This window comes from Bradyrhizobium sp. WSM2793, assembly GCF_000379585.1.
Lineage (GTDB): Bacteria > Pseudomonadota > Alphaproteobacteria > Rhizobiales > Xanthobacteraceae > Bradyrhizobium.
Map to the genome: position 1 here is coordinate 26026 of NZ_KB902806.1, position 14651 is coordinate 40676.

Here is a 14651-nt window from a genome sequence, read left to right on the forward strand (position 1 = left end):
TGCGGTCACAAGCATCACGCGACCGCTGTCGCCTTACGGATCCGTGCCCCACACGTCGAAGGCTACTCCCACCTGGTGGGGGTTTCAATCCGATATACTTCACGGCACAACATATGCTTGAACCTGGGGCGAGACGCCAAGACAAACGTCAGTGGAAGTCCCTCTGACCGAGCGGCGGTGGCGATGCCCGAGCACTTTCCTGTTTTCGAGACTCACCTGAAAAGGCGCGGCCGAAGATGGACGTGGCTTCTTTTCACGGCAGACGGTCACATGATCATGCATGGCTCGGAAAGCAGGCGGTCCGAGGCCAAATACCAGGCCCATCGAGCGCTCTTCCAAATGATGCTGCGTGCCGGCAGCGGCTCCCAGTGGCTTGGTGCAGCCGGAAGCAGCCAGCATCGCTCGGGCCGCACCCGATCGGCCACTTAGCGTGCCAACTGGTCTGCTTCTTCCGGACGGCTCCAGACCGATCGTCGAAATTGACAGCATGGGCTGCTCCTCCGAATCGTGGGAGCCTCAAACGGCGCCCACTCCTTGGCACTCTCATGCCCGTGGAGGAGCCGTCCACAGCATCATGAGCCGACCTGTGCGCCATCGCCCAGTCGGGTGAACGCGTCCCCCCTGGCGAACTCAGGGAATAAGCGCGGCTGGCAGTGGTGCTGTTGGTAGCGGTACAAATTGATCCTGCTGCCCCCGCGCCATCGCGAGGATAGCCAAGATGATTGCAAGGACCGCCAAGAGTTTGGCCATCGATCAAATCCGCTGAAATTTTGTTCGTACAAGATCTTGGCTTTTCGGTCCTTCGGGTCGAACAGCGACCAAATCGGCCGGTCACCGATCAATACGAGCATGCTGAAGTAATCAGCACCGTAAACATGTCCACGTCGAACTCTTTCTCCAGGCTTAGGCCGAATCGCTCTAGCCATTTGGCCTGAGCCAGGTAGGCCGTCTTCTCCCGCGCCCCCAGGCACTCAAATTTGAGCTTTCCCAGATTCTGAAGGTGATGGACCATCTCGTGTACCAGGACCGACTGGTCCGTCGGCGAAGCCCCATCCCAATCGTCAGGAAGCAGGATCGTACTCGTATTGTTGTCGTAGAGTGCTACAACCTCGCGCCCGGCTGCTTGCCCATCGTTTCCTATGAGGCTTTGCGAGGAAGAAAGGTCTCTTGCACGCAGCCTCGCAAGCTCCACCCTTGATGTAAACTCAACGGCAGGACGATCTTTGATGGCAGGCAGGTCAAAATTTGATGAGAGCCAAGCCACAATGTCATTCAAAAGGTCTTCCGGAGGCTGAACCGCTTCAGAATGAAACAAGACCGAACGCGACCCAGTGGACGCGCTGCGCTCCAAAGCATATTCGCAATGAGCTCTTGAGGATGTCGCCAACGTGAGAGAGGCAACTACAGCGACCAAAAGAAATTGCTTGAACATGACTCTCTCCTAGAGGCTGTTCGGAATAGAGATCCTCGTCAAATACGATCAGCGGTTGAATGGCTGGAATCATAGCATTCGCTTGCCGATGCCATTGTGAACCCTTTCACACCCAGAGAAGCCACAACGCCGGTCACCGAGTATGCTGGTGAGCGGCGCGGGTGGTACCTCGCCGGGATACGAACAGACCGTCTATCGTAGTGACCGTGAGCACGCCTATCGCCAATTGCCGAGCTAGGACGAACGAAAACCGGTTGGGTCGACGGACGGGTTCGAGGCGACGAAGTCGATCTCACCGCGCGTGATACCAATGTCCATAAGCTCGCTGTCCGTCAGGCAACACAGCTCCGTTCGCAGCCTCTCTCGTTTGCGCCACTCACAAAACGCATCCCAATATGCTTCGAGGGGGCTGTAATACTGTCGCCTTGCGGTTGCCGGTCCGAACTCAGTGGTCCCGTGGATCGTGCTCATCGCGGTGTGTCCAAGTTGGCCTGTTTCACCCTGCTAAAGCTGCCAGCACATCCGCTGGCGCGCTTAACAGGTGGCTTACATTCTCCTTACCGGCAGCTTATTCTTTGCGCTCCTGGGCTTCAGAGGTGACCTCGAAAAGGAATGGCAGCTTGCGTTATCTCTTTGAGGACTACGCATTGGATACCGACCGGCGCGAGCTGCACCGCGGAACGGACGTGATTGTTGTCACACCTCAGGTGTTCGATCTGCTTGATTACCTGATCCGAAACAGGGAGCGCGTCGTTACGAAGGACGATCTACTCAGCGCCATCTGGAATGGACGCATCGTCTCGGATGCTGCGCTTACTACCCGCCTGAATGGGGCTCGCAGCGCAATCGGTGACACAGGGGAAAAACAGCGACTGATCAAAACACTGCCTCGCAAAGGCTTCCGCTTTGTTGGCGCCGTTCGGGAAATCCCGATACGCACTGTTGACCCGCTCGGTTCGCCAGCTCAGCACAGCGATACGATGTCAAGCTTGTCTACGGCGCCGCGCTTGTCCATGGTGGTGCTGCCCTTCGCGAATCTTAGTGGTAATTCCGAACAGGACTACTTCGTTGATGGTGTGACCGGCAGCCTCACCACAGATTTGTCACGCATTAGTGGCTCATTCGTTATCGGTCAAAGCACCGCTTTCAGCTACAAGGGCAAATTGATCGATGTTAGGCAAATTGGCCGCGAGTTGAATGTGCGTTACGCGCTTGAGGGCTCGGTGCAACGTTGCGAAGACCGCCTCCGGGTGAATGTTCAGTTGATCGACTCTAATACGGGCAGTCACCTATGGGCTGACCGTTTCGATAAGCCCATCGCCGGAATTCTCGAAATGCAGGACGAAATTGTAACCAGAATTGCGCGAACTCTGGACATCCAGCTCATTGTGGCCGAGGCGCAGCGCGCTGCAAGAAAGCTAAGTCCTGATGCCATCGATCTCTATTTCCAGGGCCGCCATTTCTGTAACAAGGGACTGACATCCGAGTTTTTAACGGAAGCTCGCCGCTCGTTTGAATTGGCGCTGGCGAAAGACCCCAATCATGTCGATGCCATGAGTTGGATGGCTTCGGTCGAGGGGGCGCTTGGACTTTTGTTCTTAACCGACTGCCCCCACGAACATCTGATGGCATCGGAGGCCCTGGCGCTCAAGGCGTTGCGCCTCGCACCGGACCAGCCCTTGGCGCATTTGACCTTAGCCAGGGTGCTCGTCGGTACGAATCGGGTGTCTCAAGGAGTGGCTGAGTGCCGGCGCGCCTTGACCTTAGATCGTAATTTGGCTGACGCTCATGTGACGATGGGTACGGCCAATTTTTATATCGGTCGCGGTGCAGACACAGAGTTCTACGTAAACGAAGCGCTGCGCCTGTCCCCTCGCGATAGCTTCGCCTTCCATTGGATGAGTACGGCGGGTTATGCCAAACTGCAGATCGCAGCGGACGCCGACGCAGCCGCTTGGTTTGCTCGGGGAATCGAAGCTAACCAAAACTTTCCTGACCTGCATTTTGGGCACGCTGCTGCCCTCGCACTCCTTGGAAGGTTAGAGGAGGCGCGAGCGGCGGCCAGGATGGGACTTGCAATCGATCGAAGCTTTACGATCCGTCGCGTCAGAAATCTTCCAGTGCGGGGCGATGCGAAATTCATTGCAGGAGCCAAGCGCTTCGTTAGGGGGTTATACCTCGCCGAGGTACCGGAGGGCTGATGTCCGGTTCGGGGCAAACCGCCCTCGGCCGCCAGCATGCCCTTGGTCGGTCATCTCTCGGAAGCGGACATCGCCGTGCTCTGGGCTGAGGTTAGCGACGGAAATGCTTACTCACTGAGCTTTGCTTTTGTCGGGGATGCGGAGGTTGGCGCGGTCACTCCGGCATCCCAGCCTTTCTTAGGCCCTCTCTCATTCTCGCAATATCTTCCGAGCGACGTCGCCGCATCCTTTTCTCCACTTCGGAAATGGTCATTCCCGGACTGATTTCAAGAGCCCGCGCTATAGCCTCTCTCGCCCGATCCATGGCTCCAGTTAGGGCGCTACTTGCTGCTACAATGGCGAGTGCCCAGAGATGATTCGGCATATCGCGCAAACAACGTTCAGCAGCCGACAGGGCCAGATCGTAGCGGCCCGCAAAGAAATGGGCGCCGGCGATGCCGCCATGCACGGCCCAGATGAGTGGATCAAATGGACTGAGGCGCTCGGCGTGTGCGAAGTGTTCGATCGCCACGTCGGGTTCGCCATTAATCATTCGCACCCAACCACCGAGAAACCAAGCGGTCACAAGGTTTGGATTGAGCACAAGAGCCCGACTGGTCAAGGCCACACCAGCGTCGAAGTCGCCGGCAATCGAAGCCAGCACGAAACCCGAGGCACTGAGTGCTGTCGCATCATCCGTGCCCAATCTTGCCGCACGCCGCGCCAAGCGCACTGCTTCGCGCGCCTCATCCTCGTGGGCCGTCCAAGGCGAAAGGATATCGTAGCACCATGCGGCCATTGCATAGGCTGCTGCAAAGGCAGGGTCAATTTGGCTCGCCCTTTTGAAGAGCTCCAAGGCTTCGGCAACGGATTTCTTGCTCCCGTGATGGAGGCTTGCCATTCCGCGCAAGTAGTAGTCGTACGCGTGAAGACTTTCGGTCGGCTTGCGCTTTGCCCGCTCGATCTCAGCCTCTTCCAGCTTTGGCGAGATGGCGCCCACGATCAAAGTGGACAATTTGTCCTGAAGATCGAAGATGTCCTCTAATGCCGCGTCGAAGCGATCCGCCCAAATATGTGCGCCGGTGGTTGTATCGACCAGCTGCCCGGTGATGCGGACTTTACCCCCCGCCTTGCGCACAGCCCCCTCAAGGATATACCGGACGCCAAGCCTGCGCCCAACCTCCTTCACGTCAACGGCCTTCCCTTTGAATGTAAAGCTTGAATTTCGAGCGATGACGAACAGCCTTTTGAATCGCGAAAGCGCGGTGATTATTTCTTCCACCATGCCTTCCGCAAAGTATTCCTGCTCGGGGTCGCCGCTCATGTTTTCAAACGGCAGCACGGCGATCGAAGGTTTGTCGGGGAGTGCAAGATCGGGTTTTTGTATTTCTACATGATCGTCGGCGACTGCTACGCCCGTCGGTTCCTTCTCTTCCCGAATAGCTCCAATGAAACGAAAGCCCTTGCGCTGCAGTGTTTTGATGAAGCGCTGTTCGTCGCCAGAATCGCCAATTGCAAGCCGGGCGGCGTTTAAGCGGGTTGTCAGCGCCGCATCGGATACACTACGCCCGTTCCAAATGGCTTTGATGAGGTCATCCTTGCTGACAACTCGCTCCCTATTGCGGATCAGGTAATCGATCAGGTCAAATACCTGTGGTGCGACGGCGATGACCTCTGCCCCGCGATGCAGCTCGCGCCGGTCAGTGTCGAATACGTACTCCGCAAAGAGATAGCGCAAGATGAGAATCCCGTTGGATGAAGGCTCCCATAGCCGGGTAGCGTTCTGGCCTCGCCGAAAATCGCGAGAATAAGCCGCCGGTAGGGAAAATGTAAGCTGCCGGTCAAGCGGCCCCGCCAATCCTGCGGCACTCTCCGGTCGGTGGAAAGCGCCGTTCAGGAGACACCGCAATGACCACGACAGACGGCACTACGTGGCTGGAATGGACATCCCTGTCGAGCCGGTATGTCACCAGCTTCATCTGGAAATGTTGGGATGCCTTTCGGGAGCGCCGCGAACGCCAAGAATTGAGCGTCACCTTGTCCGACCTAAGTGACGGAGAAATGATGGATATCGGCACCACGCGGGGCGAGATCGACTACGTCGCCTCGCACCGAGGTATTGACCCCCGGGGCATCCGATCCGGCGAATGGCTGCGATATCTGCCAACTGTGGACGGCCAGCTTGGACCTACCGACTTTCGATAGAGGTCACGAGCGCTGGGTCCGGAAGGGCCGTTTCCGCGTGCCTGCACCGCAACAATAACGAGATGAACCCTCCTGCTTTGACGTAACCGAGCCACCGATCCCAATGGCGGACGGGACATCGAGCTTGGATCATGCGCAGTGCATGAGACGTGGTGACGTATCAGGTCATGCTGCCCGGAATGAAACAGCGGACACGAGGATGTCCATCGATGTAGTGCTTCCAGACCATGGTCCGTCCGGCAAGATTGGGTTGCTTGATGACAGCGCCGTCTGGCACGAGCACCCATTCATCGTCGATGCGAACGCGATATTGTCCGTGATCGGACTTCCAATTCGGTTCGGAGACGACGTAGGCGTCGGAGTCCTCACAGCACTTCCCGAATTCGCTTTGCAGACTCTCGAACCAGGGCTTTAGCGGGGAATTCGCATAGCGCCCGTCATCCCGCGCAAATGTCGCGGTCGACACCAGCAGCAGGCAGATTTGAGCCGCCAAGCGCTTCATCGCTCTGGTCGCCAGCATTTCATCACCTCTCGGAAAATCAGTTTCGATTTAGCGCAGCTGGCGTAATGGGCAAGGAGCGCAGGAACACGAAGCGGGAGGTCACTGGTATTTCCGCGTCGGCGCGGCCATCCTGGCCGATGAGAATGAGACCCGCTCCCCCATTTGCGACGGTCAGGATGACCTCTTCACCAGTCCATGTCCGGATCGGGTTCATCCCGATGATGAGAAACTCGCCTACGGGCTGGTCCGGATATTGAAGTCTGAGCTGCGGAGCGATTTCAGGGGGTGCAAGACGGAAGCCGAGTTGCTGCGCGAGTTCGTAAATCTGCCGCAATGGCACCGTCTCACCGCTGAAGCCCAGATCGGCTGCGGTCACTGTCAGAAGTGTTACCGCCGTTCTGGTACTGCTGAGCGTAAACGCAGGTCGGGCAAGAGCCTCCGCAGCCGAGTTACCGACGCCGCAACCAATCTTACTCAGCGCGGTGAGGAGAGCGAACGTATCCGGGAACGTCCCGATGCTGATCGTTTTCCATTCGGCAACATCCGAAACGGACGTTACGGGACCCATGCGCGTCGGGACAACGGGCGCCGCCTTGAGCACTAACTGCCTCTGCAACACATCGCGCGCCGAGCATTGAGCGTGAGCGCGGTTCGCAGAGGCGAGAACGCATACGACCCAGATCAAGAGCCTCGCTGCTGTGGCAGCCCACGTCAGTGCGGCCGTCCGCCTCATGACATCCTCCCTCGTGACGCGGGATCCAAGCAGTTCATACTGCTCAGCCGCGCACGAGGATGCGCCAAGGTCATGAGAAGCGCTTTACAGGCGCCTTCCATTCTTCTTACCGTCTGCTTACATATCCGCTCCACGGGGTACGACCGTACCGCAGGAGGATGCCTTTGCTTTACTCCTTTTCGGATTTCACGCTGGACACGGAACGGCGGGAGCTGCGGCAAGGAGCCGACACAATCTCTGTCGCGCCGCAGGTATTCGACCTTCTGAACTATTTGATCCGGAACAGGGAACGCGTCGTCAGTAAGGACGAGCTCATTGCCGGCGTTTGGAATGGTCGCATCGTCTCGGATGCCGCGCTGACGACGCGCATCAATGGCGCCAGGTGTGCAATCGGCGACACTGGTGAGAAACAGGACCTGATCAAGACGCTCCCGCGCAAAGGTTTCCGCTTTGTTGGAGCCGTGCAGGAAGAAAGACAGGCTAGCCCTGTCGAGCCGGACAGTCCGGCGGTGCGTGGTGAAGTGACCGCAGCGACATCGCCTTCAGCAGCCCGCCTTTCTATCGTTGTGCTGCCGTTCGCCAATCTCAGTGGAGATCCCGAGCAAGACTATTTTGCCGACGGCGTGACCGAGAGCCTGACCACGGACTTATCCCGCATCAGAGCCTCGTTCGTGATTGGTCGGCACACCGCATTTACTTACAAGGGCAAAGCAGTCGATCTCAAGCAGATTGGCCGCGAGCTCAATGTTCGTTACGTCCTCGAAGGTTCGGTGCAGCGGAGCGGGGATCGTTTTCGGGTGTGCGTGCAACTAGTCGATACCGAAACGGGCAGCCATCTGTGGGCGGACCGCTTCGACAAACCACTCGCCGACCTTTTTGAAATGCAAGACGAAATCGTGTCGAGACTGGCCAACGCTCTTAATGCTCAACTTATTGCAGTCGAGGCGAGGCGAGCAGAGCGTTCTTTGCAACCAAGCGCGTTAGATCTGCATTTCCAAGGGATGGCCCGACTTAATAAAGGTTGGACTCCAACTAGCCTAATCCAAGCGCGAGGTTTCTTCGAGAGGGCCCTAAAGCTTGAACCTGATAACATCGAGGCACTGGCCGCTATTGCGATGTTAGATGTGTTCTGTGCTGGCCTTGCGTTCGTTGATGACCCGTATCGGTACATTGCGACCGCAGAAGTGGCCTCGATTAAGGCTGTCTCTCTCGATCCACGGCACGCCGCCGCTCATTTGGCTCTTGGTGGCGTGCGATTGTGTACGAGACGCGGAGTGGAAGGACTTGCTGAATTCGAGCATGCCCTATCTTTGAACCCAAATTTTGCCGAGGCTCATGCTTGTGTCGGCGTCGCCAAACTGTATCTCGGTCGCCCCACTGAGACTGAGGCACACATAAAGGAAGCGCTGCGTGTATCTCCTCGCGACGAAGGGATCGCTCGTTGGCTGGCCTATGTCGGTACAGCTAAATTGCACCTTGAAGCCGATGGTGAAGCCGCTGAGTGGCTACGCCGAAGCCTGAAAGCCAACCCGAACTATCCCATGGCGCACTTCGAATACGCTTCCGCCCTCGCGCTTCTCGGGCAAACAGATAACGCGGTAGCAGCTAGAAACGAAGGTCTGTTACTCGATCCCGCCTTCACGATTCGCCGTTTGAAAATCCTCCGGGTTTCCGACGACCCTACGTTTCTCGCGGGATCAAGGCGGCTTTTGAAGGGGATGTATTTGGCTGGCGTGCCGGAGGGGTGATGTCGCTTATGGGTCAATCGCGACGGTTTGTGCCCGCTTAGGTTAGGTCCGATCTACCCCGACAGCCGACATATCCTTCGGCCGCGGCATGCGGCAGCGATGGGCCAACAGGAGACATCAGCTCCCTATCTGGAGGGCGAAGCAACTGCCGAAAATATCTTAGCTGAAACGCCCAAGCCTCTTTAGGCCAAGCGGGAGAACCGATCGGGGCTATTCCGAATATGGAGCCCCCCAGCGTTGTGACCTCCAGGCGGTCTACGCCCATGTTATCGCCGCGCTTTGAGCCAGTCGTGGCGCTGTAGCCGGATTTATCGTACAACGTGCAAGTCGAAAGGTCCGCAGGTCGATGGTGCAAGAGCGGCCAGCCCGAGTGGAGCGCAGATTGTCGGCGATATTGGCCGCCGACGTAGCTGGCTACTCGCGATTGATGCACGATGACGAAGAGGCTACGCATACCAAACTGACCGCGCTCATAATGGAGGCTGTCCACCCGGCGATCGCCGAACACGGCGGCCGCATCGTGAAGAACACCGGTGATGGGTTCTTGGCGGAGTTTCCAAGTGCAGTCGAGGCGGTTCGGGCTGCGATGCAGTTCCAGGCGCGCATTCACGAACTTACAATCGGCGCGGGAGAAGACAATCGCATTGCCTTCCGCGTGGGTATCAATGTGGGCGACGTAATTGTCGAGCCGCATGACATTTTTGGAGATGGCGTGAATATTGCGGCGCGGCTTGAAAGCATTGCAGAGCCGGGCGGTATCTGCATCTCGTCTTCTGCCTACGATCACGTCCGAGGAAAGGTCGGGGTTGAGTTCGTCGATCTGGGCGAGAAGAACCTCAAAAACATCGCCCTTCCGATCCGGGCGTATGCGGTAATTTGGGATGCGCCAACCTCGGCGACACAGGTTGAGCGCACAAGGCAAGGCCCGCTCTCACCACCTCGTCTTTCCATTGTTGTGCTGCCTTTCGCCAGCCTCGGCCGTGATTCCGAGCAAGACTATTTTGTCGATGGGGTGACTGAGAGCCTGACCACGGACCTTTCGCGCATCAGCGGCTCGTTCGTCATCGCCCGCAACAGCGCCTTCTCATACAAAGGGAGGTCAGTAGACGTTAGACAGGTCGGCCGGGAGCTGAACATCCGCTACGTACTCGAAGGATCCGTGCAGCGTAGCGGCAACCGGCTTCGGGTGAACGTCCAGCTGGTTGATGCCGAAACCGGAAATCACCTATGGGCAGAACGCTTCGACAAGCCCGTCGCCGATCTGTTTGAAGTGCAGGATGAAATCGTATCACGGCTCGCCAACACGCTTGAAACACAACTCATTGAAGTCGAGGCACGGCGGGCGGAGCGTTCACTGCATCCCAATTCGATGGACTTTTATTTCCAGGGTATGGCTTGGTTCAACAAAGGGCCAACCCTTGACCACATGGCGCGAGCGCGCGGATTCTTCGAAAGGGCCCTAACGCTTGATCCCGGCAGTGTCGAAGCGTTGGTGGGCTTGGCGTACGTTGACGGAATGATCAGCACTTTTCAAATCGACGATCGGCATGCGCGATTCGCTGTGGCTGAAAAGGCCTCAATCAGAGCTCTGTCCCTAGCCCCAGACAATTCTTTGGCGCACATGCTTTTAGGTTGTACCCAAATCTGTACGAACCGCGTGGCCCAAGGTATCGCCGAATGCGAACGAGCGCTGCAGTTGAACCGAAATCTGGCGGAAGCGCATGCTACGATCGGTGCGGCCAAAATCCTTATCGGGCGAGGTGCTGAAACGGAAGCCCACGTTCACGAGGCGCTGCGCTTATCTCCTCGCGATACAGGTGTTTACCGATGGTTGCATTGGATCGGCTTTGCCAAGTTGATGCTTGGCGCCGATGCTGAAGCAGTAGCTTGGCTGCGTCGAAGCATCGAGACCAATCGAAACAATCCCTTAGCTTACTTCCAGCTGGGCGCAGCGCTTGTGCTTATTCAGAAGCCCGATGAGGCTCGTGCCGCCATTCAAGATGGCCTGACGCTCGACCCTACGTTTACCATTCGCCGTATGCGACGAATGAGCGACCATCCAACCTACCGAGCCGGAGGCGAACGTATTCGGAATGGTATGCGCATGGCCGGGGTGCCGGAGGGGTGATGTCGGCGGTGGGTCAAAGAACTCAGTTGAGCAAATCTGGTCCCCTCTGGCGCGATGAGCGGACGTTCGTCAGACCCGGCGCAACTTCGCAGACGGGCCACAAGGCGACGTGGGGCCCTTTTGCCAAAGCGTGCGATGCAGATAATTCGAGTGATTTGAGCAAGAGTGCTTGCAGATTTCTATGCGAACGGATGGTGATGGTCTGGATCATTGCCATTGCATTCTTAGGCTTTTGTTGGTGGCGCGTAACACACGCTCGCAAACGGGCCGCTGAGCTCGCAGCAGCGGGAGTTTTGCGCTCGCCCTTATACTGGCTGTCGAACGCGCTGGTTTGCCTGCTGTTAGCGCTGGTGCTGTACATTGCGCACATCCACAATCAATCGCCAGTTCCAGCTTTCCTTTGGTTTGCCACCGTTGCGATCAGCGTATCCTTGCTTTTCCTGCGCCGCGCGTTGAGGTGGCGCTACCCCATGTAGTTTAGAGGGCAACTACTGGCTATCAACATTGGTATTCTTCGTGGATGGCCGGTCGATAATGCTTAAGGTTTTTCGAGTTGTGCTTATGCATCGACGGCTGCAAATAGGCGCATTGGCTCGGCCAGACCCTTAAGCTCAGCGGGTCCCTGATCGAAGAACTTGAGGCCAGCTCCTGCCACAAGGTCTTTTACCGTGCTCGAGGCCAGTACTTCGTTCGCTTTCGCATGCTGAGCTACCCGTGCTGCGATGTGCACAGCAATGCCGCCCACATCGTCGCCCATCATTTCAACCTCACCGGTATGGACGCCGGCCCGCACTTCGAGATCGAGCGGCCGCACGGCGCGGACAATCCTCTGGGCGCAGCGGACAGCGCGCGCCGGGCCGTCGAACAGCGCCAGAAATCCGTCGCCTGTAGTTTTAACTTCGCGTCCGCGATGCCGCTCCAGTTCCGAACGCACCGCCGCATGATGCGCTTCCAGAGTTGAACGCCACTGCCGGTCGCCCACCAACGAGGCTCTCCTTGTCGAATCAACGATATCGGTGAACAGCACAGTCGAGAGGACGCGATCAACGTCGAAGTCACTAGCGGAAACACCCATGAATTGTCTGATCTCCTCGACAACCCGATCTTGATTTCCTGACCACGCGAGGTGGTCACTGCCCGGGAGTTCGATGTAGCGCGCCCGAGGAATTTTCTCTCCAAGCTCACGGCCGGCGAGTGCACGAATGCGCACGTCGTCGCGCCGATGCATGACCAGCGTAGGAACACGGATCGACGGCAGGATAGCCGTCACGTCGATCTCGCGGTTCATACGCATCAGGTTGATCACATCAGACGGGCTGGCCGCCGAGCGCTCGAACTTGGCGAACCGCTCCATGGCCTCGGGAACTGCGGCTGCCGACGGGGAGAAACTTGGCAGACTTTTGCCGGTACCCCAGTTGGACCGGATCTCGCGCTCTAATCCCACAAAATCGTCAAACGGAACGGAGGCGCCAACCGTGCGCGCATACGTGCCGAACAGGATGAGACCGGCGACCCGTTCAGGGTAAGTCGCCGCGAACAGGATCGACATCGGCCCGCCCTCCGAGACACCGAACAAGTAGGCCCTCTTAGAACCCGCGGCGTCGAGGACGGCGCGGATATCGTCGATCCTTTCATCGAGATGCGGGACACCGACGCCACGATCGCTTAGACCCGTGCCGCGTTTGTCGAATCGGATCAATCGCGAGAACGAGCCGAGGTCGTTAAGGAAACGCGCGGCCTGGGGATTCTCCCATGACAGCTCCAGATGCGATACGAAGCCCGGCGTCATGAGCAAATCCGGACCGTCCTGTCCGGATATCTGGTAAGCGACGAAGACCTCGCCGCTGGTCACATAGCGCGTCTCGACAACCATGGCTTTCCGCCGGCCTAGCCCGCTGGGTAGCCTACGGCTAACGGCCAAGCAGTGCAATTGATCGGGATAAGCTCGTGAGCAGTGTCCGATGGCCTCAGCTGCCCATGTTCGCTGAGGGTACGCGGCGGACTTCAGCTGCAGCCTTGCCGAGTCGGCCACGTTGGCAGGTGGCACTTGATGCTGCCGCTCCGCCTGGCCGCGGTCAGGTCCTCCGCCGCCGCTTGGATCGGCGATCCGTGATCCTCCTGGACCGGCCGACCTGTGTTTTACGCGGTAGCCGCCGCCCGCCCGGCGTCGGTGATGCGATACTCGATATCTCCGGATGGAAGCGGTTCGGTTTCCACGAGACCGAGCTCCACGAGCCGCGCCACGATTTCATGGTCGAACGTCGGCGGGCTGACCCAGGATTCGCCGAGGAGCTTCCTCAGAAAATCCCGCTCCAGATCGGTCAGCTCCATGCTCCAACTCCGCTCGCCGACTTCGTCCGGCACATTGCGGCGCGTCATCCGATCCGGCCGCTTCATCCCTGGGAAATCAACTTTTCGCCCCGGATTGTGCCAGGAACAGAGGCATCGTGGCCCCGTTGATTGCGGAAGACAACACCCAGGAGGTCAACATGACCATGGAAGATCGCGAGACGTTCAGCCTGATCGGCAGCGACAAGGTCGAGGGCACGAACGCGTACGACGCGAAGGGCGAAAAGGTGGGCTACATCGAGCGCGTCATGATCGACAAGATCAGCGGCAAGGTGTCGTACGCAGTGCTCAGCTTCGGCGGCCTGCTCGGCATCGGCGACGATCACTATCCGCTGCCATGGCAGACGCTGAAATACGACACCAACCTCGGCGGCTATGTAGTCACCGGCATTTCCCAGGACCAGCTCCGCGGCGCCCCCAAATACGCCGACGAGAGCAGTTGGAATTGGAGCGACCCGGCGACGACGCGCTCGGTGAACGCCTATTACGGTGTGCCGGTGGCTTGACACGGCGCATTACGGTGCTTGGCTGGCTGACGGCGGAGGTCGCTCTTCCGCCGGACTGCGGACCAGCGCACTGCCGCACGCGAGACGACCCGGCTCGGTCGCCGAGGAGATTTGAAAGTGGGTGATGCCGTTCGTGTTCTGGTCGTGGAGGATGAAGCTCTCATCGCAAGCTTCGTCGAGGACGCCTTGTCCGACGGCGGTTTCGAGGCCTGCTCGGTCCATTCGGGGGAGGAGGCCATGTGCACCTTTTGCGATGGCCGCGAGGGATGTCGGGTCCTACTGACGGACATCAACCTGGGTGACGGCATCAGCGGCTGGGAGCTGGCGCGGCAGATCAGGGAAATCACGCCTGGTTTTCCTGTGGTCTACATGACGAGCGCCAGCGCGCCTGACTGGCAATCGCAGGGCGTCGACGGCAGCGTCCTGGTTCAAAAGCCCTTTGCGCCGGCGCAATTGGCTGCCGCCGTCTCGCAGCTACTTGATACCGGAGCCTCGCCGGCTTGAACCGGAATCGTGGTGAGTTCCCGTGCTTCGATCGTGCCCACATCGGTTGGCTGATCGTTAGCGTTCTTTGACTTCGTGTGCGGCCGCGGCGCGCGCCCCCGCGACCAGCATCCAGTCCCGCAGCGGCCTCTGTCCTCTCTGGAAAACGACGCACGCCGCTTGAGATCTTCCAGCGTCTCGCCGGAAATGGCATCGCTCGAAATCCTCGCGGATTAGCGACTCGAGTAGGTCTTCATGGTTGCCGTTTCGGTGCACGCGCAGTGAGGGCGTCCGGATGCGGCACAACGGCAAGAGCGATTTTTGGTTCACGAATGGACGTGTCCGTGCCGGCAGGGAGGCGGGAACCTGTGCAAGTGCAGGCCGT

At 58.4% G+C, this 14651-nt stretch carries 13 protein-coding genes; 6 read left to right on the forward strand and 7 right to left on the reverse strand.

The genetic code is table 11. The annotated features are described in order from the left end of the window. Positions 1–838: 838 nt before the first annotated feature. The gene (locus A3AS_RS0132455; RefSeq protein ID WP_018321656.1) at positions 839–1432 is read right to left on the reverse strand and encodes a DUF6647 family protein; all 594 of its coding nucleotides are present in this window, start codon (positions 1430–1432) and stop codon (positions 839–841) included. Between the two features lie 234 nt (positions 1433–1666). After that, positions 1667–1903: a DUF1127 domain-containing protein gene (locus A3AS_RS49860; protein ID WP_018321657.1), complete on the reverse strand. Its 237-nt coding sequence runs from the start codon at positions 1901–1903 to the stop codon at positions 1667–1669. A gap of 149 nt (positions 1904–2052) precedes the next feature. On the opposite strand from A3AS_RS49860, the gene A3AS_RS0132465 reads away from it, so the two are divergent. After that, on the forward strand, positions 2053–3633 hold the full coding sequence (locus A3AS_RS0132465) for a winged helix-turn-helix domain-containing protein (RefSeq protein WP_026202592.1): 1581 nt from the start codon (positions 2053–2055) through the stop codon (positions 3631–3633). Between the two features lie 154 nt (positions 3634–3787). Here the strand turns inward: A3AS_RS0132465 and A3AS_RS0132470 are convergent, their stop codons facing one another. Continuing rightward, entirely contained in the window at positions 3788–5350 is a 1563-nt protein-coding gene (locus A3AS_RS0132470) for a winged helix-turn-helix domain-containing protein (protein ID WP_018321659.1), read from the reverse strand. Positions 5351–5520: 170 nt separating this feature from the next. On the opposite strand from A3AS_RS0132470, the gene A3AS_RS0132475 reads away from it, so the two are divergent. Continuing rightward, entirely contained in the window at positions 5521–5817 is a 297-nt protein-coding gene (locus A3AS_RS0132475; protein WP_018321660.1) for a hypothetical protein, read from the forward strand. Positions 5818–5977: 160 nt separating this feature from the next. Here A3AS_RS0132475 and A3AS_RS0132480 read toward each other — a convergent pair whose 3' ends face one another. Further along, on the reverse strand, positions 5978–6337 hold the full coding sequence (locus tag A3AS_RS0132480; RefSeq protein WP_018321661.1) for a hypothetical protein: 360 nt from the start codon (positions 6335–6337) through the stop codon (positions 5978–5980). A gap of 19 nt (positions 6338–6356) precedes the next feature. Continuing rightward, entirely contained in the window at positions 6357–6920 is a 564-nt protein-coding gene (locus A3AS_RS0132485) for a hypothetical protein (protein ID WP_245283336.1), read from the reverse strand. Positions 6921–7210: 290 nt separating this feature from the next. On the opposite strand from A3AS_RS0132485, the gene A3AS_RS0132490 reads away from it, so the two are divergent. Both A3AS_RS0132490 and A3AS_RS0132495 read left to right on the forward strand, forming a co-directional pair. Further along, positions 7211–8800: a winged helix-turn-helix domain-containing protein gene (locus A3AS_RS0132490; protein ID WP_018321663.1), complete on the forward strand. Its 1590-nt coding sequence runs from the start codon at positions 7211–7213 to the stop codon at positions 8798–8800. Positions 8801–9146: 346 nt separating this feature from the next. Next, positions 9147–10928 (forward strand): adenylate/guanylate cyclase domain-containing protein, encoded by a 1782-nt coding sequence (locus A3AS_RS0132495; protein ID WP_018321664.1) that lies wholly within the window; start codon positions 9147–9149, stop codon positions 10926–10928. A gap of 559 nt (positions 10929–11487) precedes the next feature. On the opposite strand, the gene A3AS_RS0132505 is transcribed toward A3AS_RS0132495, so the two are convergent. After that, entirely contained in the window at positions 11488–12801 is a 1314-nt protein-coding gene (locus A3AS_RS0132505) for an adenylate/guanylate cyclase domain-containing protein (protein WP_026202595.1), read from the reverse strand. 266 nt (positions 12802–13067) lie between these two features. After that, the gene (locus tag A3AS_RS0132510) at positions 13068–13325 is read right to left on the reverse strand and encodes a hypothetical protein (RefSeq protein WP_018321666.1); all 258 of its coding nucleotides are present in this window, start codon (positions 13323–13325) and stop codon (positions 13068–13070) included. Between the two features lie 92 nt (positions 13326–13417). On the opposite strand from A3AS_RS0132510, the gene A3AS_RS0132515 reads away from it, so the two are divergent. Together A3AS_RS0132515 and A3AS_RS0132520 are read left to right on the forward strand one after the other, a co-directional pair. Next, the gene (locus tag A3AS_RS0132515; protein WP_018643617.1) at positions 13418–13783 is read left to right on the forward strand and encodes a PRC-barrel domain-containing protein; all 366 of its coding nucleotides are present in this window, start codon (positions 13418–13420) and stop codon (positions 13781–13783) included. 117 nt (positions 13784–13900) lie between these two features. Beyond that, positions 13901–14287: a response regulator gene (locus A3AS_RS0132520; RefSeq protein WP_018321668.1), complete on the forward strand. Its 387-nt coding sequence runs from the start codon at positions 13901–13903 to the stop codon at positions 14285–14287. Positions 14288–14651: the final 364 nt, after the last annotated feature.

Bases quoted from the DNA above. Each gene is read 5' to 3' on its own strand.
- A3AS_RS0132455 (WP_018321656.1), bottom strand. From the start codon at position 1,432: ATGTTCAAGCAATTTCTTTTGGTCGCTGTAGTTGCCTCTCTCACGTTG.
- A3AS_RS49860 (WP_018321657.1), bottom strand. From the start codon at position 1,903: ATGAGCACGATCCACGGGACCACTGAGTTCGGACCGGCAACCGCAAGG.
- A3AS_RS0132475 (WP_018321660.1), top strand. From the start codon at position 5,521: ATGACCACGACAGACGGCACTACGTGGCTGGAATGGACATCCCTGTCG.
- A3AS_RS0132480 (WP_018321661.1), bottom strand. From the start codon at position 6,337: ATGCTGGCGACCAGAGCGATGAAGCGCTTGGCGGCTCAAATCTGCCTG.
- A3AS_RS0132490 (WP_018321663.1), top strand. From the start codon at position 7,211: ATGCCTTTGCTTTACTCCTTTTCGGATTTCACGCTGGACACGGAACGG.
- A3AS_RS0132495 (WP_018321664.1), top strand. From the start codon at position 9,147: ATGGTGCAAGAGCGGCCAGCCCGAGTGGAGCGCAGATTGTCGGCGATA.
- A3AS_RS0132505 (WP_026202595.1), bottom strand. From the start codon at position 12,801: ATGGTTGTCGAGACGCGCTATGTGACCAGCGGCGAGGTCTTCGTCGCT.
- A3AS_RS0132510 (WP_018321666.1), bottom strand. From the start codon at position 13,325: ATGAAGCGGCCGGATCGGATGACGCGCCGCAATGTGCCGGACGAAGTC.
- A3AS_RS0132515 (WP_018643617.1), top strand. From the start codon at position 13,418: ATGACCATGGAAGATCGCGAGACGTTCAGCCTGATCGGCAGCGACAAG.